We start from the raw sequence: 18,058 nt of genomic DNA, 5'->3' as shown, positions 1-18,058 counted from the left end.
GGAGGCGGCGCCGTGCGGGGCCGGTCAGCCGACCGGGACGTCCGCGGTGCCGAGGTAAGCGGCCATCACGGTGGGGTCGGCGAGCACCTCGCCGGTCGGGCCGCCGGCGATGACGTGGCCGAAGTCCAGGACGGTGACCTCGGAGCAGGCGGCCTGGACGAGGTCCATGTCGTGCTCGACGAGCAGGACGGAGACGCCGTAGCGGGCGGGCACCTGGGCGAGCCGGCGGCCGAGGGCGAGCGATTCGGCGGCGGACTGGCCGGCGGCGGGCTCGTCGAGCAGCGCGACGGCGGGGCGGGCGGCGACGGCGGCGGCGACGTCCAGCAGGCGGCGGGCGCCGGCGTCGACCAGGGAGACCGGCAGGCGGCCGGGCGGGCAGCCGAAGAAGTCGAGCAGTTCGTCGGCCTCCTCGGTGGACAGGCTGCGGCCGGCGCCGATCGTGAGGTACTCGTACTGGGTGAGCTCCGGGGCGATGGTGGTGGTCTGGAAGGTGCGGCGCAGGCCGCGGGTGGCGCGGGCGCTGGGGCTGAGCCTGTCGAGCGGCGTGCCGGCGAGCGCCACGCTGCCCTGGTAGCCGCCGACGAAGCCGGTGACGGCGGCGATGAAGGTGGACTTGCCGGCGCCGTTGGGGCCGATCAGGCCGACCACGGCGCCCCGGGGGACGGTGAGGTCGACGCCGTCGAGCGCGGTCACCGGGCCGTAGCGGACGGTCAGTCCGCTGACGGTGAGGGCCGGCTCGCCGGTGGCGACGGTGGCGGGGGCGACGGGCGGTTCGGGCACGGCCGGGCGGTCGGCGGCGGTCGCCTCGTGCTCCTTCAGGAAGGCACGGGCGGCGCGCTCGCGCTTGCGGGAGCGGGTGAAGTCGGTCTGGCTGACGCCGCTGCGCAGCGCGAAGACGGCGCCGACGCCGAACAGCATGCCGCCGAGGTCCTGCGGCAGGTCCAGCTTCTCCAGGATCGTCGCCATCACCGCGCCGAAGATGCCGCCCATCACGGCGCCCTCGGGGTTGTGCGGGCCGATCATGATGGCGACCGCGAACAGTGCGAGCGACTGCATCATGGCGAAGTTGCCGGGGACGACCAGGCCCAGTTGGCCGGCCATCAGGCCGCCGCCGACGCCCGCGACGAAGGCGCTGATCGCGAACGCGGCGAGCTTGCTGCGGGCGACCGAGACGCCGTGCGCGGCGGCGGCCCGCTCGGAGTGCCGCAGTTCGGTCCAGGACATCCCGAGCCGGGTGCGGTTGAGCAGGGCGAGGCCCAGCGCGATCAGCGTGAAGACGATGACGACCAGGACGAAGTAGGCGCCGTCCTCCTCGAACAGGGCGGGCCGCTCCAGGGTCCTGAGCTCGGCCATGCCCGGCATCTGGTTGGCGTTCAGCACGATGTCGGCGGAGACCGCGAAGCCGAAGGTGACCACGGCCAGGTTGACGCCCCGGATGCGCAGCGCGGGCAGGCCGATCGCGACGCCGACCGGGACGGCGGCCAGGCCGCCGAGCACCAGCCAGACCAGGAAGCCGCCGGGGGCGTCGGCGACGTTGAGCCGCAGCACCACCCAGGCGCCGATCGAGGCGAAGGACATCTGGCACAGCGACATCACGCCGACCCGGCCGACGATCACGCCGTAGCTCTGCATGATCACGGCGCTGACCACGGCGGTGATCGCCAGGTAGACCCAGTAGGCCGGGAGCAGGGTCGGGACCAGGACGCAGGCGGCGACGGCGGCGCCGAGGCCGGTGAGCAGCGCCCGCCGGTCGCCGGCGAGTCTTTCGGTGAGGCTCATGCTCCCCCGCTCTCCGCCGGGCCGCTGCCCGGGCCGTGGTCCGCGACCGCCGCGCCGACGGGCTGCGGGGTCGCGCCGAAGTAGAAGTCGTGCAGCCGGTCGGCGTCGCCGCGCAGTTCGGCGCAGGGGCCGTCGTAGGCGAGCCGGCCCTTGCTGAGCACGTAGGCCCGCTCGCCGATCTCCAGCGCGAGGTGGGCGAACTGCTCGATGAGGAGCACCGCGATGCCGAGGTCGACCAGGTCGGCGACGGCCTTCATCAGCCGGTGGACGACCACCGGCGCGAGGCCGGAGGACATCTCGTCGATCAGGACCGTCTTCGGCCGGGAGACCAGGGCGCGGCCGAGGACGAGCATCTGCTGCTCGCCACCGGAGAGGTGGCCGGCCTGCAGGCCGCGGCGCTTGTCCAGCTCGGGGAAGAGCCGGTAGGCGGTGTCGAGGTCGGCGCCGTCCCGCTGGGCGACCAGCAGGTTCTGCTCGACCGTCAGGGTGCGGAAGACGCTGCGGGCCTGTTCGACGTAGGCGAGGCCGGCGGTGGCGCGGCGGTAGGTGGACAGCTTGTCCAGGGGCGTGCCGTCGAGGGTGACGGTGCCGGAGGTGCAGCGCACCAGGCCGGCGATGCCGTCCATCAGGGTGGTCTTGCCGGCGCCGTTGGCCCCGAGCAGGACGGTGACCGAGGCGGGGGCGACGTCCAGGCTGACCCCGTGCACGACGGGGGCCTCGGCGCGGCTGATGTGGACGTCGCGCAGGGCGAGCGCGGGTGTCATCGCTCGGCTCCGCAGGCGGCCCGGATGGCGTCGGCGACCAGGGCGTGGGCCCGGGGGGCGTCGGTGAGGTCGGTGGCGAGCAGGCCGAAGAAGCCGTGGATGAGGCCGTCGAACTGCACCAGCGAGGTTTCGACGCCGGCGGCGGCGAGCGCCCGGGCGTACTCCTCGCCCTCGTCGCGCAGCACGTCGTACTCGGCCTCCAGGACGAGCGCGCGGGGCAGTCCGGACAGGTCGCGGGCGCGCAGCGGGAGCAGGTAGGGGTCGGCGAGGTCGGTCTCGTCGCGCGGGTACTGGGTGAAGAACCAGTCCATGCTGTCCTTGGACAGGAAGTAGCCCTCGGAGTAGTCGTGGTAGGAGATCCGGCCCTCGTCGGGGTGGGCGACCACCGGGGAGACCAGGACCTGGAGGGATATCCGGGGTCCGGCCTGGTCGCGGGCGCGCAGGCTGGTGACGGCGGCGAGGTTGCCGCCGGCGCTCTCGCCGCCGATGGCAAGGCGCTCGGGGTCGACGCCGATCGTGGCGGCGTTCTCGTGCAGCCAGCCGAGCACGGCGTAGCAGTCGTCGGCGGCGGCCGGGTAGCGGTGCTCGGGGGCGAGCCGGTAGTCGACGGAGACGACCACGGCGCCGGCCGCGGCGCACACGGCCCGGCAGGAGTACTCGTTCTCGTCGAGGCAGCCGATGGTCCAGCCGCCGCCGTGCAGCCAGATGAAGGCGGGGAAGGGGCCCTCGCCCTCGGGGGTGTAGATCCGTACGGGGATGTCGCCGGCCGGGCCGGGGACGGTGGTGTCGGTCACCGAACCGACGGCCGGCAGGGTCTCCGGCATGATCCAGGTGGTGCGGAACTGCTCGCGCATGGTCGCTGCATCGAGTTCGACGGGCTGGGCGGGCTGCTCCGCCGCACCGGCCCGGTCGATGATCAGCTGTGCCTCGGGGTGCAGGGGCATCGTTTACCTCCGATTGCCCGGGTGCCGCTGGGGGTTCGGCACTCGAAAATCGTATCTGATTCCATGTACGTTAAGCAGTCACAATCCACGGTGTCCAGAGCTGGGAGCAAGATGATGCGCAACGGATTCCAGGCCGGAATCACCACAGCTGACCTGGTCATGCAGGGTGGCCGCGTGCACACGATGGACGGCGCCCGCACGGTCGCCGAGGCGCTGGCGGTGCGCGGGGGCACCGTCGTCCGGGTCGGCACCGACGCCGAGGTGGCCCCGCTGATCGGGCCCGGCACCAGGGTGGTGGAGCTGCGCGGGCGCTCCCTGCTGCCCGGGATCAACGACTCGCACCTGCACGGCGCGTGGCTGGGCACGATGTGGCCGGACACGCTGATGGCGCAGCTGGCGGCGGCACCGGACGGCGGCTTCGGCGACCACGGGCACGGACACGACCACGCGGGCGAGGGGCCGGCGCTGGCCGCGCTCGCCACCTCCGCCGAGCGGCGCCGGGCGATCCTGCGCACCGGCGAGCTGCTCTCCTCCCTCGGCATCACCAGCTACACCGAGCCCGGCCTCGGACCGGGTGAGGACGGCGGGCCGACCGGCTGCTTCTCCTCCGCCGTGCTGGCCGAGTACGCCGAGCTGGCCGCCGAGGGTCGACTGGGGGCGCGGGTCACCGCGCTGCTGCTGTTCGGCCTGCTGGACGGCGCGAGCAGCGCCGCCGACCTGCACCGCGGACTGACCGGGTTCGCCGCGCCCGCCGAGGTGCCCGGCTGGTTCCGGGTGGCCGGGGTGAAGATCTTCGCCGACGGCATCCCGCCGATGGGCAGCGCCTGGAGCGAGGAGCCGTACGCCGACGGCGGCCACGGCGCGCTGCTGGTGGACGGCGCGGACGCGGGCGAGCGGGAGGCGAACCTGCGCGCGATGATCCGGGCCGCGCACGCGGCCGGCCACCAGGTCGGCGTGCACGCCACCGGCAGCCGCACCACCCGGGTGGTCACCGAGGCCTTCGCCGAGGCCCGCGCGGCGGACGGCCGGGACGGGCGGCACTACCTCATCCACGGCGACGTGCTGCACCCGGCGACGCTCGCCGCGATGGCCGCCGCCGGGGTGGGTCTGAACACCCAGCCGGGCATCGCCGCCGCGACCGCCCCGATGCTCGCCGGGGCGCTCGGCGCGGACGCGCTGGCGCACGCCTGGCCGGTGCGCGACGCGCTGGCCGCGGGCGTGCCGCTCTGCCTCAGCTCGGACGCGCCGGTGCTCGCCCCGGACTGGCAGGCCGGCGCGGCCGCGGCCGCCACCCGGGCGGTGGAGGCCACCGGCCGCGACCAGCGGATCGCCCTGGCGGAGGCGCTGTACGCGTACACCGCGGCCCCGGCCCGGCAGGACGGCGCCGAGCACTGGAAGGGCACCCTGGAGGCCGGGATGGCGGCCGACCTGTGCCTGCTGGACGCGGACCTGAGGGAGCTCGCCCCGGCCGCGCTGCCCGAGGTGCCGGTGGCGATGACCGTGCTGGCCGGCCGGGTGGTGCACGAGCTCTGACCCGGCGGCCCGGGCCTCCCGCGCGGGAGGCCCGGGCCGGTCCGCGCTCAGCCCGTCGGCGCGTCGGTGCCCCAGGAGGCCCCGGGGTGGACGACGTCGCGGTCCAGCCAGAGGCCGGCGACCGCGGCGCGCAGCTCCTCCCCGTGGCGCTCCAGCAGCTCCAGCGCGCCGAGGTTGGCCTCGAACTGCTCCGGGCTGCTGGCGCCGAACAGCACGCTCGCGGCGGCCCGGTGGGTGAGGGTGAAGGCGAGGGCGAGCTGCGCGGGCGTGGCGTCGAAGCCCTCGGCGATGCGTTGCACCTCCGGGTAGGACTCCCGGATCCGCTCGCGGATGCCGCCCGGGTCGGCCCCGATCTTGCGCTGCGGGTGCAGCTTGCCGGCCAGGATGCCGCCCTCGAAGACGTCCGAGGCCTGGAGGCCGAGTCCGGCCTCGTCGAACAGCCGCCCGTAGGGCTCGCCCTCGGGCACCGAGCGGCGGGCCAGGCTGTACTTGAGCTGGGCGAAGGACGGCGCGACCAGCCCCTCGGCCCGCGCGAACCGGAAGGCCTCGGCCAGGTCGTCCGCCGACCAGTTGTTGACGCCCCAGGCGGTGAACCGCCCGGCCCGCACCTGCTCGGCGACGTCGGTGACCACCGCCGGGACGTCCAGCGCGCCGAGGTAGTCGCCGACCACCACGAAGTCGGCGCGGTCGGTGCCGACCCGGGCCAGCGAAACCTCCAACTGCTCGGCGAAGGAGGCCTTCGGGTAGTCCCAGAGCCACAGCTTGCCGCAGAGCAGGTAGTCCGCGCGGGACAGGCCCGCGTTGCGCACGGCCTCGCCGAAGAGGATGTCGGTGACCGCGTTCTCCGCGTGCGGGCCGAAGTTGTAGTGGGCGACGTCGAACAGGTTCACCCCGCGCGCGACGGCGCGGGCGACCAGGTCGGCCGCCTCGTCGGTGGTCATCCGGTCCCAGGTGTTCCACGAGCCGAGGCCGAACACCGGCACCTCGGGGCCGTCCGCGCCGAGCCTGCGCCGGGGCACCGCCTGCGGGCCGCTGTCCGGGGACACGGTTTCCGAGAACTCCACGCCAACCTCCTGAGGATCCGAGTGGTCCGGCTCTGGCCGCCGGGAAGGCGATCGTATAGCATCCGGCATATTCTTTGACCGTCAAGGAGGACGCGATGTCCCTTCGCCCGGAATCCCCCCGTTCCGCGGACCCGGCCCCGATCGTCGAGGTGGCCGTCGGCTACATGGCCGCCAAGCAGCTCTTCGCCGCCGCCGACGCGAACCTGTTCGCCGCCCTGGCCGACGGCCCGCTGGACGTGCCGCAGATCGCCGAGCGCACCGGCCTGCCCGAGCGCACCAGCCGCATCCTGGCCGACGCGATGGCCGGCCTCGGCCTGCTGGAGCGCACCGACGGACGCTACGCCAACTCGGCCGGCACCGCCACGTACCTCACCGGCGCCGAGGGCCAGATCGACCTGCGGCCGTTCCTCACCTTCCTCGACGAGATCAGCTACGGCCACTGGCTGGGCTTCGGCGACACCAGCCGCACCGCCGAGCCCCAGCAGCTCGACTTCGGCGGCGAGCGGATGACCACCTTCCTCGGCGGCGTGATGACCTACAACGCGCTGCACGCCCGCCAGCTGGCCGAGCACTACGACTTCACCGCCCACGAGCGGGTGCTGGACCTCGGCGGCCTGTCCGGCTCCTTCCTGGCCGAGGCGCTCACCGCCGCCCCCGGCCTCAAGGGCACCTTCTTCTCGGCCGGCGAGCTGGTCGGCCACGCCCGCGACGTGCTGGCGGCGGCCGGGGTCGCCGACCGGGTGGACATCGTCGAGGGCGACGCGGTCGCCGGGGACGTCCCCGGCGGCTTCGACCTGGTGCTGCTGGAGCACGTGGCGCACCGCTTCGACGCCGAACAGAACCTCGCCATCGTCCGCCGGGCCCGCGCGGCGGCGGCCGAGGGGGCCAGGCTGGTCCTGCTGGACTTCTTCCTGGACTCCGACGACCAGCAGCGCGCCATCGACGCCCTGCACGCCGGCGAGTACCTGGTGATCGACGGCACCACCGTCTACCCGGAGGACGAGGTCCGCGGCTGGCTGCGCGAGGCCGGCTGGGAGCCCGTCGAGACCCGCGCGCTGCCCGGCAGCCCGCGCATCATCATCGCGGAGGCCCGATGAGCACCGAGGAGAGCACGGGCACCGGGGGCCGGGTCGTCCTGGTCACCGGGGCGGCCAGCGGCATCGGCCGGGCGGTCGCCGAGGCCTTCGCGGCGGCCGGGGACCGGGTGGTGGTCGCCGACCTCAACCGGGCGGCGGCCGACGCCGTGGCCGGGGAGATCGGCGCCGCCGCACTGGCCGTCACCATGGACGTCACCGACCGGGCGAGCGTGAGCGCGGCGCTGGCCGAGGCCACCGAGCGGTTCGGCCCCGTCGAGGTACTGGTGAACAACGCGGGCCTGGCGGGCGGCGGCGGTGCGCTGATCGACCTGCCGGCCGAGGTCTTCGACCTGGTCGTCTCGGTGAACCTGCGCGGCACCTTCACGGTCACCCAGGTCGTCGGCCGGCAGATGGTGGACAGCGGCCGGGGCGGGGCGATCGTCAACATCAGCTCGATCGGCGCCCGCCAGCCCACCCCGGGGCTCGGCCACTACGAGGCCACCAAGGCCGCGGTGGACGCGCTCACCCGCACCGCCGCCCTGGAGCTGGCCGGGCACGGCATCCGGGTCAACGGGGTGGCCCCCGGGCCGGTGCACACGCCGATGACGGCGCCGCTGATGGACGACGCGGCGGCGCGCGGCGCCTGGGAGGCGCGGATCCCGCTCGGCCGGATCGCCGAGACCGGCGACCTGACGCCGCTGGTGCTGTTCCTCGCCTCGGCGCAGGCCCGGCACATCACCGGCGCGGTGGTGCAGGTGGACGGCGGCCAGCTGCTGGTCTGACCTCCGGGAACCCGGAAGGGGCGGGAGTCCTCGCGGACTCCCGCCCTTCGGGCCGTACGGAAGGGCTCAGCCGGACGGCTTGGCCTGGTGCAGCGCGTCGGCGGTGGCCGCCTTGTGGGCGCAGGCCACCCGCTCGATCTCGGCCGCGTCGGCGCCCCGCTCGATCAGGTCGAGGATCTGCTCGTGCTCCACCACCGAGCGCCGGGCCCGGCCCGGCACATAGGTGAAGGTGGAGCGGCGCATGTGGTCCAGCCGGGCCCACTCCTCCTCCAGCAGGGCGCGCAGGTGCGCGTCCGGGCAGTGCTGGTAGATCGAGAAGTGGAAGGTGCGGTTGAGCGCGGTGAACGCGGCCGGGTCGAACTCGTCCAGCGCGGCCACCATCCGGGCGTTGATCTCCCGTGAGGCGGCGATCTGGTCCGGCGTCAGCAGCGGTGCGCAGACGGCCGTCGCGTACCCCTCCAGCCGGGCCAGGATCTGCAGCGAGTGCTCGACCTGGACGGCCTCGAAGACCGCCACCCGGGCGCCGATGTTGCGCACCACCTCGACCAGGCCGTCCGACTGCAGCCGGCGCAGCGCCTCGCGCAGCGGGATGGTGCTGACCCCGGTCTCCTGCGCGAGCTGGTTCATCACCAGGCGGTAGCCCGGGCCGTACGTGCCGTCGAGGATGCGCGAGCGGAGCAACTCGTAGCTCTGCTCGGCCTTCGACCCGCCACCGCTGGTTCGGTCCTTCGCGGAACCCAACGCCGTTCCCTCATCCTTCCTCAGCACGGCCTTCGCCCCCGTGGCGGACCGCCGGGCGGTCCGCGCGCCCCCGGCGGTCACCGGGCGAGGGCCTTCAGCACGACGCCGCGGAACTCCGCACCGGCCAGGGCCCCCAGGTGGTCGCCGGGAACGGTCACCAGCTCCGCCCCGTCAAGGGGAGCAACGATACTCTCGATGCCCCGCGTCATCACATCGTCCGCGCCGACGACCACCACCGGGGCGGTCCTTCCGGCCCAACGCCCGGGCGTGAAGGGGGTGTTGCGCAGGCCCTCGACGCAGCGGGCGAGGGCGGCGGCGCGTTCGCCGCGGGAGCGGACCAGGCCGGCGATCATGCCGGTGAAGGGGTCGGCCGGCTCGCCGCCGTCGGCGACGGCCCGGTGCAGCGCCTCGACGTCCACGCCGGCGAACGGCTCGAAGGGGCTGAGCCCGCCGAGCACCACCCGGCCCACCCGTGCGGGCGCGGCGAGCGGGAACTCCCAGGCCAGCCGGGCTCCGAGGGAGTAGCCGACGAGATCGAACGCTCCCACCCCGGCGGCGTCCAGGGCCGCCAGCAGCCGGGCGGTCAGGGCGTCCGCGCCGGCCTCGGCGGCGTCGGCCGGGTCCGGCGAGGCGCCGTGGCCGGGCAGGTCCGGCACCAGCACGGTGCGGCCGGTGGCGGCGATCGCGGCGGCGGTGCCCGGCGCGATCCAGTCGGCCTCCCCGTCGGAGGCGAAGCCGTGCAGCAGGACGACGGGCGGCTCGCCTCCGGGGCCGCCCGTGTCGCCCTCCTCCGGCGTGATGATCCGCACCGCCAGGTCGTCGCTCCGGTTCATGAGCACTGCACCTCTCCCCTGTTTTCGCATACGATTTTTGATAGTACTGCACGCCCACCCACCCTGCCATCGCTTCGGCCGGGCCGGTCGCGCCCACGGATCATGTGCGAATTCACATCCGATCAACCATGGTCAGCGTCGATCACGTCCGCTATCGTGCATGATGCCGTATACGATTCTAGGAGGGCAATGTGGCACACCCCCTCGGACTGTCGCCGGGAAAGATCATCGCGGTGCACCTCAACTACCGCAGCCGCGCGGCCGAGCGCGGGCGGACCCCCGACGTCCCCTCCTACTTCCTGAAGCCCCCCTCCTCGCTCTCCTGGAGCGGACGGCCGGTCGTCCGCCCGGCCGGGTGCGAACTGCTCGCCTTCGAGGGCGAGATCGCGGTGGTCATCGGCCAGCGGGCGCACCGGGTCACCCGCGAACAGGCCCTGGAGCACGTGGCCGGCTACGCCGCCGCCAACGACTTCGGCGTCTACGACCTCAAGCACGCCGACCTCGGCGCCAATCTGCGGGCCAAGGGCCGCGACGGCTACACCCCCGTCGGCCCGGCGCTGCTGACCGGCGTCGACCCCACCCGGCTGCGGCTGCGCAGCTGGGTCAACGGCCGGCTCGTCCAGGACGCCTCCACCGAGGAACTCCTCTTCCCCGTCGACCTGTTGATCGCCGACCTGTCCCGCTCGACCACCCTGGAGCCGGGCGACGTGCTGCTGATCGGCACCCCGGCCGGTTCCACCGTGGTGCAGCCCGGCGACCTGGTCGAGGTCGAGCTGGAGGACAGCGGCCGGCTGCGCAGCGAGGTGGTGGCCGAGGAGGACGGCGTCATCGAGTACGGCGCGCTGCCCCGGGTCACCGAGACCGCCCGGCGGGCCGCCTACGGCTCCGTGCCGCCGCCCGGGCCCGCCGCCGAGCCCGACGCGCCCGCCCCCGCGGGGCTGGACGAACGGACCGCCGCCCTGCTGCGCACCGTCTCCACCGCCACCCTCTCCGCCCAGCTGCGCAAGCGCGGCATCGACCACCACTTCATCGAGGGCGTCCGCCCGGCCCGCCCCGACCTGCGGATGGTCGGCACCGCCCGCACCCTGCGCTACCTGCCGCTGCGCGAGGACGTCTTCGCCGAGATCGGCGGCGGGATGAACGCCCAGAAGCGCACCGTCGAGGAGTTGCTGCCCGGCGAGGTGCTGGTGATCGGCGCGCGCGGCGAGCACGGCTCCGGCACCCTCGGCGACATCCTGGCGCTGCGCGCGCTGCGCCGCGGCGCCGCCGGCGTGGTCACCGACGGCGGCCTGCGCGACAGCCCCTCCTTCGCCGGCCTCGACCTGCCCTCCTACTACGCCGGGCCGCACGCCGCCGTGCTCGGCCGCCGGCACGTCCCGATGGACTCCCAGGTGCCGGTGGACTGCGGCGGGGTGCTGGTGATGCCCGGCGACGTGCTGGTCGGCGACGCCGAGGGCGTCGTGGTGATCCCGCCCGCGCTGGCCGCCGAGGTCGCCCGGGACGCCGCCGCCCAGGAGGACGAGGAGCGCTTCGTGCTGCGGCAGGTGGACGGCGGCGCCGGCATCGACGGCCTCTACCCGATGAACGCGCACTGGCGCGCCCGCTACGAGCGCGAGCGCCAGGGCGACTGACCCTTCCTCCCCCCTCTCCCCCACTCCCCCCACGGAGACCCGATGAAGTTCCGAAGCGACCCGTCCGTGATCCGCGGCTCCCTCGCCCCCGTGGTCACCCCCTTCACCGACGGCGGCGCCGTCGACCACGATTCGCTGCGCGCCCTGGTGCGCTGGCAGCTCGACTCCGGCTCGCACGGCATCTCGCTGGGCGGCTCCACCGGCGAGCCGAGCGCGCAGAGCGTCGCCGAGCGGATCGCCGCGATGCGCACCGCCGCCGAGGAGATCGCCGACCGGGTGCCGTTCCTGCCCGGCACCGGCTCCGCCAAGCTCGACGAGACCCTCGAACTCACCGCCGCCGCGGCCGAACTCGGCGCCGACGCCGCCCTGGTGATCACCCCCTACTACGCCCGGCCCACCCAGGAGGCGCTCTACCAGTGGTACGCCACGGTGGCCCGGGAGTTCCCCGACCTGCCGCTGGTCGTCTACAACGTGCCCTCGCGCACCGCCGTGGACATCGCGCCGGAGACGGTGCGCCGGCTGTTCACCGACTTCGACAACATCGTCGGCGTCAAGGAGACCACCAAGGACTTCGAGCACTTCTCCCGGGTGATCCACGCCTGCGGCCCCGAGCTGCTCGTCTGGTCCGGCATCGAGCTGCTCTGCCTGCCGCTGATGGCCCTCGGCGGGGCCGGATTCATCAGCGCCGTCGCCAATCTGGCGCCCGCCGCCGTGGCCCGGATGTACGAGCTGTGGGAGCAGGGCGACCACGCCGGCGCCCGTGAACTGCACTACCGGCTCCACCCGCTGGTCGACCTGCTGTTCGTGGAGACCAACCCGGCCCCCGCCAAGTGGGTGCTGGCCCAGCAGGGCCGGATCGCCTCCGGCCACGTCCGACCGCCGCTCACCGCGCCGACCGACGCCGGCCTGGAGCGGATCCGCGCGCTGCTCGCCGCCGGCGGCGACCTCACCCAGCAGCTGTGACCGCGGGCTCCACGGCCCCGCCCACCACGAGAGCAGGAGACGAGATGACCACCACCACCGAGGCCGCCCCGCAGGGCGCCGCCGACCCGGCCGGTGCCCCGGCCCGGCCCGCCGGGCTGCCCGGCGAGATCACGCACTGGATCGGCGGCGCCCTGGTGCCGTCCGCCGACGGCCGGGTGCTCGACGTCGCCGACCCGGTCTCCAACACCGCCTACGCCACCCTCGCGGCGGGCGGCGCGGCCGATGTCGACCGCGCGGTGGCCGCCGCCCGGGCCGCCTTCCCGGCCTGGTCGGCGCTGGGCAACCGGGAGCGGGCCACCGTGCTCAACCGGATCGCCGACGCGGTCGAGGCCCGCGAGGAGGAGCTGGCCGCGTTCGAGTCCTTCGACACCGGGCTGCCGATCACCCAGGCCCGCGGCCAGGCCCGGCGCGCCGCCGAGAACTTCCGCTACTTCGCCGACGTGATCGTGGCCCTCGGCGAGGAGGCGTTCCGGGTCGGCACCCAGCAGCTCAACTACGTGGTGCGCACCCCCGTCGGCGTGGCCGGGCTGATCACCCCGTGGAACACCCCGTTCATGCTGGAGAGCTGGAAGCTGGCGCCGGCCATCGCCTCCGGCTGCACCCTGGTGCTCAAGCCCGCCGAGTGGACGCCGCTGTCGGCGAGCCTGTGGCCGGCCATCCTGGCCGAGGCGGGCCTGCCGGCCGGTGTGGTCAACATCGTGCACGGCCTGGGCACCGAGGCCGGGCAGGCGCTGGTGGACCACCCGGACGTGCCGATCCTCTCCTTCACCGGCTCCACCGCCACCGGGCGGCACATCGTGCGCTGCTCGGCGGACCGGCTGAAGACGGTCTCCATGGAGCTGGGCGGCAAGTCCCCGGTGGTGGTCTTTGCGGACGCCGACGTGGAGGCGGCCCTGGACTCGGTCGTCTTCGGCGTGTTCTCGCTCAACGGCGAGCGCTGCACGGCCGGCTCCCGGGTGCTGGTCGAGCGCCCGCTGTACGAGGAGTTCACCCGCCGGCTGGCCGAGCGCGCCGAGCGGGTCCGGGTCGGCGTGCCGGGTGACCCGGCGACCGAGGTCGGTGCCCTCGTCCACCCCGTGCACTACCGCCGGGTGCTGGACTACGTCGAGGCCGGGAAGTCCGAGGCGCGTCTGGTGGCCGGCGGCGACCGTCCCGCGCACCTGCCGGAGGGCAACTACCTCCAGCCGACCGTCTTCGCTGACGTTCCGCGCGACGCCCGGATCTTCCAGGAGGAGATCTTCGGCCCGGTGGTGGCGGTCGCGCCGTTCGACGACGAGCAGGAGGCCATTGACCTGGCCAATGCCACCGCATACGGTCTGGCCGCATACGTGTGGACGTCCGACCTCAAGCGGGGTCACCGGGTCGCCCACGCGGTGGAGTCCGGCATGGTCTGGATCAACTCGCACAACGTCCGCGACCTGCGCACGCCGTTCGGCGGGGTGAAGGCCAGCGGCCTCGGCCGCGAGGGCGGTGCGCACAGCATCGACTTCTACACCGAGTCCAAGATCGTCCACGTGATGCTCGGGGACGTCCACACACCGCGCTTCGGCGCCGACGAGCAGCACTGAACCCGCCCATGGGAGTCACGCAGATGGAGGTCACGCCGATGCCCACCCCGCCGGACGTCGTACGGTCCGCCTACGCCCAGCTGGTCGTCACCGACCTGCCCCGGGCCCGCTGGTTCTGGGTCGACATGCTGGGCTTCCACGTCCAGTACGAGGACGAGCGCGCGCTGTACCTGCGCGGCACCGACGAGCTGACCCACCACAGCCTGGTGCTGCGGGTGGGCGAGGCGCCCGCGCTGGACCACATCGCCTACCGGGTGCGCACGCCCGAGGACGTGGACCGCGCCGAGGAGTACTTCACCGCGCTCGGCTGCCCGGTGCGCCGGGTGCCGGCCGGCACCGGCACGCGCGGCGTCGGCGACGCGGTGCGGGTGGTGGACCCGCTCGGCTTCCCGGTCGAGTTCTTCCACGCGATCGACCGGGCCGAGCGCCTCATCCAGCGCTACGACCTGCGGCGCGGCGCCGAGGTGGCGCGGATGGACCACTTCAACATCGTGGTGCCGGACATCCCGGCCGCCTACGAGCACTACCGCGCGCTGGGCTTCGGCTGCTCGGAGACCATCGAGGGCGACGAGCACGAGCTGTACGCGGCCTGGATGTTCCGCAAGCAGACCGTGCACGACGTGGCGTTCACCAGCGGCGCCGGCCCGCGGATGCACCACGTCGGGGTGTTCGCCCCCGAGGCGCACCAGGTGCTGCGCACCGCCGACATCTTCGGTTCGCTGCGGGCCGAGCACCACATCGAGCGCGGTCCGGGGCGGCACGGCGTGTCCAACGCCTTCTACCTCTACCTTCGCGACCCGGACGGGCACCGGGTGGAGATCTACACCTCCGACTACTACACCGGTGACCCGGACCACGAGACCTATCGCTGGAACGTGCACGACGACCGGCGGCGGGACTTCTGGGGCAACGCCGTGATCGAGTCCTGGTACAAGGAGGCCACGCCGGTGCTGGACCTCGACGGCCGGCCGCAGCCGGTGGTCTCCGGAGCGCTGGACGAGTCGGCCGTGCAGGTCGGCGCGGACGGCCTCGGCATCATCCCGGCACAGGCCGCCGAGCACTGATCCTCCGTCCGCACCCGTTCCACCGCCGCCCCGGGCCCGCCGGCCCGGGGCGGCGCCGTCGTCCCCGGTCCCGGGCAACGGGAAGGCCCCGCCGCCCGGGATCGGGCGGCGGGACCGGCGGGCGGGTGCTCAGAGGTGGTAGCCGTACTCGCGGAACTCCCAGTCGGTGACGTGGCGGGCGAAGCGCTCCAGCTCGGCGCGCTTGAAGGCGAGGAAGGCCGAGGTGAAGCCCTTGCCCAGCGCCTCGCAGAGCGCCGTGTCCGCCTCCAGCGCGTCCAGCGCCGCGCCCAGCGAGCCGGGCAGCACCGGCGCCTTGGCGGCGTCGTAGCCGTAGCCCTCCAGCGGCGCGGGCGGCTCCACCGCCTCCTCGACGCCGAGCGCGAGGGCGGCGGCCAGACCGGCCACGGCCAGGTAGGGGTTGGCGCCGGCGTCGCCGAGACGCACCTCCAGGCGGGTCGCGTCGCCGCGCTCCGGGGGGATGCGCACCATCGCGCTGCGGTTGTCCAGGCCCCAGTCGATCAGCCAGGGGGCAAGGGTGTCCGGCCCGAACCGCTTGTAGGAGTTGACCGTGGGGTTGAGCAGCGCGGCCAGCGCCGGGGCGTGCCGCAGGACGCCGCCGATGGCGTGCCGGGCGGTGGCGGACAGGCCGTCGGGCGCGTCGGCGTCGGCGAAGACGTTGCGCCCCTCGCCGTCCAGGCAGGAGACGTGCAGGTGGAAGCCGGAGCCTCCCTCGGCGTTGAACGGCTTGGCCATGAAGGTGGCCAGCCGGCCCTCGGTGCGGGCGATCTCCTTGACCGCGGCCTTGAAGCGGAAGGCCCGGTCGGCGGCGTCGAGGGCCTCGGAGTGGGTGAGGTTGATCTCGAACTGGCCGCCGGAGAACTCGTGGTTGCCCATGGTGGTGCCGATGCCGAGCGCGGCGAGCAGGCGCAGGGTGCGCAGCAGGTGGCCGTCCGGGTCGCCGCGCCGGCCGGCCACGTAGACGTTGCCGGGCGCGCCCGCGTACGGGCGCCAGCCGCTGGGCGCGGCCGGGTCGGGCTCGCAGAGGAAGTACTCCAGCTCCGGTCCGACGACGGCCGTCAGGCCGAGTCCGGCGAGGCGCTCGGTGACGGCGTGCAGGACCTCGCGGGGGGACTCGGGGCACGGGCGGCCGGTGCTCGGGTCGGTGGTGCGGCCCAGGCACCAGGCGACGCCGGGCTCCCAGGGGAGTTCGACGAGTGTGGCGAGGTCGGGGTGGACGGTGATGTCGGGCAGGCCGGCGTCGAGGCCGCCCTCGACCGGGACCACCTCGCCGAGCGGTCCGGTGTGGTAGATCGCGCGGCAGAAGGTGAGGCCGTGGCGGACGGCGGCGGGCAGGGCGTCGACCAGGACGTCGCGGCCCCGGTCGGTGCCCATGAGGTCCGGGTAGCCGACCCGGACGACGTCGATGCCGCGGGCCCTCAGCGCGGCGGCGACCGCCTCGGGGTCCTGTGCGGCGGGGGCTTCGGGGGTGGCGACCTGGTCGGTCACAACGGGCCTCCTCGTGAGGCGGGCGTGGGGGTGGGGAGTTCACCGTGGTCCGGGCGGGCGAACGGTCAGCTCCGGCCCGGGACTCTCGTTTGGGATCAAACAGTAGGCCCGACCGGCATCGCCGGACAAGCCCCCCGGGCCGATCCGCGCGATCCGGCCGGACGGGGTGACAGTCCGCCCGCCAGGGCATATCGTATGGCCCCAAACGAGAGACCGTGCGGCGCCGCTCCGAACCGCCGCCCGCCGCTCTCCCCGGCCCCCGCGATCCAGGAGGTGCCGTGGCCACCGTGCACGGCTTCTTTCACCCCAGGACGGCCACCGGCCGCTCCTCGCTCGTCCCCGCCCCGCCCTGGCACTACTCGGGCGACCTGCTGACGGTCGAGTACCGCACCGACCCCGCCCGGGTCGCCGAACTGCTGCCCGCCCCGCTGGAACCCGCCGAGGAGGACCCCGGCGCCGTCGCGCTGATCTGGGCCGACTGGCAGTCCTGCGCCGCCGACGGCGCCGAGCTGCTGGACCCGGTCCGCGCCCAGTACAAGGAGTGCTTCGCCGTGGTGCGCTGCTCCTACCGGGGCCGCACCTACTCGCGCTGCGTCTACATCTGGGTGGACAAGGACTTCGCCATCGCCCGCGGCCTGCACCAGGGCTACCCGAAGAAGCTCGGCTCGATCCACCAGACCCGCCCGCACCCCTACGGCCCGGCGCCCCGGCTCGCCCCCGGCGCCCGGTTCGGCGCCACCCTGGCGGCGGCCGACCGCCGGCTCGCCCAGGCGGTGGTGACGCTGCGGGAGGAGTCCGCGACCAACGGCTTCGTCAACGGGCACCCGATGGCCCACCACCGGCAGCTGCCCGCCATCGACCGGCCGGGCATGCTCGCCCTGGACGAGCTGGTGGAGAGCGGCGCCGCCGCCTTCGAGGCCGGGCCGGCCTGGCGCGGCACGGCCGAGCTGGAGCTGTTCGAGGCGCCCACCGAGGAGCTGGCCGCGCTGCGGATCGAGGAGCCGATCGCCGCCTACTACCGGCAGGTCGGGGTGGTCTGGAACGGCGGGCGGGTGCTGGCGTCACCCACCGGCGGCTGAGCCCCCGTGCGGGCCCGGCGTGGGCCCGCACGCAGGCGTCGAGGAATCGTACGGGTGCAAATGGAGTACCCGGCGCGCTAGATTCGGCCCCACGACACGACCGCGGTCCGGCCGCGGGGAGGGGACCACCGGTGACCAACCGCACCATCGAGGAGACCGAGCTCGCCGTCCAGGCCAAGCTGGGGCAGGTACCGCTGCTGCGCGCGCAGATGGCCGCTGTCGGCAACATCCACCGCGCGGCGGCGGCCGTCCGCCAGCACCTGGAGAACTCCGTCCTGCGCGGCGCCCAGCTGACCTGGACGTCCTTCGTGGTGCTCTGGGTGGTCTGGATCTGGGGCGAGATGGAGACCCGCTACGTCGCCGAGGAGGCGGGCATCTCCAAGGGCACGCTCACCGGCGTCGCCCGGACCCTCGAATCGCGCGGACTGGTCGAGCGGGTCGGCCACCCCTCGGACGGCCGGATGGTGCTGCTGCGGCTCACCCCGGCCGGCGAGGAGCTGATGGCCGGGCTGTTCCCGCGCTTCAACCAGGAGGAGGCCTTCGTGGCCGGCGCGCTCTCCGACGAGGAGTGCGAGCAGCTGGCCGGCCTGCTGCGGCGGGTCGTCGGCACCCTGGAGCAGGACGGCGAGGCCCGCCGCGCCGAGCTGACCGCCGACGCTCCCCCGCCGCCGCGCCCCGGCGGGCGCCGCCGGCGCGACGCCTGACGCTCC

At 74.5% G+C, this 18,058-nt stretch carries 16 protein-coding genes; 9 read left to right on the top strand and 7 right to left on the bottom strand.

Annotated features, from left to right (window positions below):
* Window positions 1-24 precede the first annotated feature (24 nt).
* The 3 genes from ABZW10_RS12725 to ABZW10_RS12715 are packed head-to-tail and all read right to left on the bottom strand — an operon-like array spanning window position 25 to window position 3,487.
* Window positions 25-1,779, bottom strand: coding sequence for an ATP-binding cassette domain-containing protein (locus ABZW10_RS12725; protein ID WP_355363343.1), 1,755 nt, complete (start codon window positions 1,777-1,779; stop codon window positions 25-27).
* Complete coding sequence (locus ABZW10_RS12720) at window positions 1,776-2,543, bottom strand: ABC transporter ATP-binding protein (RefSeq protein ID WP_355363341.1); 768 nt, start codon at window positions 2,541-2,543, stop codon at window positions 1,776-1,778. Before ABZW10_RS12720 ends, ABZW10_RS12725 begins: the two co-directional genes overlap by 4 nt.
* Window positions 2,540-3,487, bottom strand: a complete 948-nt coding sequence (locus tag ABZW10_RS12715) for an alpha/beta hydrolase (protein WP_355363339.1) — start codon at window positions 3,485-3,487, stop codon at window positions 2,540-2,542. The genes ABZW10_RS12720 and ABZW10_RS12715 overlap by 4 nt, the downstream gene beginning before the upstream one ends.
* A gap of 183 nt (window positions 3,488-3,670) precedes the next feature.
* On the opposite strand from ABZW10_RS12715, the gene ABZW10_RS12710 reads away from it, so the two are divergent.
* On the top strand, window positions 3,671-5,020 hold the full coding sequence (locus ABZW10_RS12710) for an amidohydrolase family protein (RefSeq protein WP_355363636.1): 1,350 nt from the start codon (window positions 3,671-3,673) through the stop codon (window positions 5,018-5,020).
* Between the two features lie 47 nt (window positions 5,021-5,067).
* Here the strand turns inward: ABZW10_RS12710 and ABZW10_RS12705 are convergent, their stop codons facing one another.
* The gene (locus tag ABZW10_RS12705; protein WP_355363337.1) at window positions 5,068-6,084 is read right to left on the bottom strand and encodes an aldo/keto reductase; all 1,017 of its coding nucleotides are present in this window, start codon (window positions 6,082-6,084) and stop codon (window positions 5,068-5,070) included.
* Window positions 6,085-6,179: 95 nt separating this feature from the next.
* Between ABZW10_RS12705 and ABZW10_RS12700 the strand changes: the two genes are divergently transcribed.
* Together ABZW10_RS12700 and ABZW10_RS12695 are read left to right on the top strand one after the other, a co-directional pair.
* Window positions 6,180-7,181 carry a methyltransferase gene (locus ABZW10_RS12700; RefSeq protein WP_355363335.1) on the top strand — a complete coding sequence of 334 codons (1,002 nt, stop codon included), beginning with the start codon at window positions 6,180-6,182 and terminating at the stop codon, window positions 7,179-7,181.
* Entirely contained in the window at window positions 7,178-7,942 is a 765-nt protein-coding gene (locus ABZW10_RS12695; RefSeq protein WP_355363333.1) for an SDR family NAD(P)-dependent oxidoreductase, read from the top strand. Before ABZW10_RS12700 ends, ABZW10_RS12695 begins: the two co-directional genes overlap by 4 nt.
* Before the next feature lie 66 nt (window positions 7,943-8,008).
* Here ABZW10_RS12695 and ABZW10_RS12690 read toward each other — a convergent pair whose 3' ends face one another.
* Window positions 8,009-8,683: a GntR family transcriptional regulator gene (locus ABZW10_RS12690; protein WP_355363331.1), complete on the bottom strand. Its 675-nt coding sequence runs from the start codon at window positions 8,681-8,683 to the stop codon at window positions 8,009-8,011.
* A gap of 77 nt (window positions 8,684-8,760) precedes the next feature.
* Entirely contained in the window at window positions 8,761-9,516 is a 756-nt protein-coding gene (locus ABZW10_RS12685; RefSeq protein WP_355363329.1) for an alpha/beta fold hydrolase, read from the bottom strand.
* A gap of 191 nt (window positions 9,517-9,707) precedes the next feature.
* On the opposite strand from ABZW10_RS12685, the gene ABZW10_RS12680 reads away from it, so the two are divergent.
* The 4 genes from ABZW10_RS12680 to hpaD are packed head-to-tail and all read left to right on the top strand — an operon-like array spanning window position 9,708 to window position 14,763.
* Window positions 9,708-11,147: a fumarylacetoacetate hydrolase family protein gene (locus ABZW10_RS12680; protein ID WP_355363327.1), complete on the top strand. Its 1,440-nt coding sequence runs from the start codon at window positions 9,708-9,710 to the stop codon at window positions 11,145-11,147.
* A gap of 42 nt (window positions 11,148-11,189) precedes the next feature.
* Window positions 11,190-12,110 (top strand): 4-hydroxy-tetrahydrodipicolinate synthase, encoded by a 921-nt coding sequence (gene dapA / locus ABZW10_RS12675; protein ID WP_355363325.1) that lies wholly within the window; start codon window positions 11,190-11,192, stop codon window positions 12,108-12,110.
* Between the two features lie 44 nt (window positions 12,111-12,154).
* Window positions 12,155-13,699 carry a 5-carboxymethyl-2-hydroxymuconate semialdehyde dehydrogenase gene (gene hpaE / locus ABZW10_RS12670; RefSeq protein WP_355363323.1) on the top strand — a complete coding sequence of 515 codons (1,545 nt, stop codon included), beginning with the start codon at window positions 12,155-12,157 and terminating at the stop codon, window positions 13,697-13,699.
* A gap of 8 nt (window positions 13,700-13,707) precedes the next feature.
* The gene (hpaD, locus tag ABZW10_RS12665) at window positions 13,708-14,763 is read left to right on the top strand and encodes a 3,4-dihydroxyphenylacetate 2,3-dioxygenase (protein ID WP_355363321.1); all 1,056 of its coding nucleotides are present in this window, start codon (window positions 13,708-13,710) and stop codon (window positions 14,761-14,763) included.
* A 129-nt stretch (window positions 14,764-14,892) separates the two neighbouring features.
* Here the strand turns inward: hpaD and ABZW10_RS12660 are convergent, their stop codons facing one another.
* A complete protein-coding gene (locus ABZW10_RS12660; protein ID WP_355363634.1) occupies window positions 14,893-16,155 on the bottom strand; it encodes a glutamine synthetase family protein in 1,263 nt (420 codons plus the stop codon).
* Window positions 16,156-16,547: 392 nt separating this feature from the next.
* On the opposite strand from ABZW10_RS12660, the gene ABZW10_RS12655 reads away from it, so the two are divergent.
* Complete coding sequence (locus ABZW10_RS12655; protein ID WP_355363319.1) at window positions 16,548-17,348, top strand: acetoacetate decarboxylase family protein; 801 nt, start codon at window positions 16,548-16,550, stop codon at window positions 17,346-17,348.
* Window positions 17,349-17,557: 209 nt separating this feature from the next.
* Window positions 17,558-18,052 (top strand): MarR family transcriptional regulator, encoded by a 495-nt coding sequence (locus ABZW10_RS12650; RefSeq protein WP_355363632.1) that lies wholly within the window; start codon window positions 17,558-17,560, stop codon window positions 18,050-18,052.
* Window positions 18,053-18,058: the final 6 nt, after the last annotated feature.

Source organism: Kitasatospora sp. NPDC004723 (assembly GCF_040609255.1).
GTDB lineage: Bacteria > Actinomycetota > Actinomycetes > Streptomycetales > Streptomycetaceae > Kitasatospora.
This window is presented reverse-complemented; position numbering and strand designations above follow the sequence as displayed.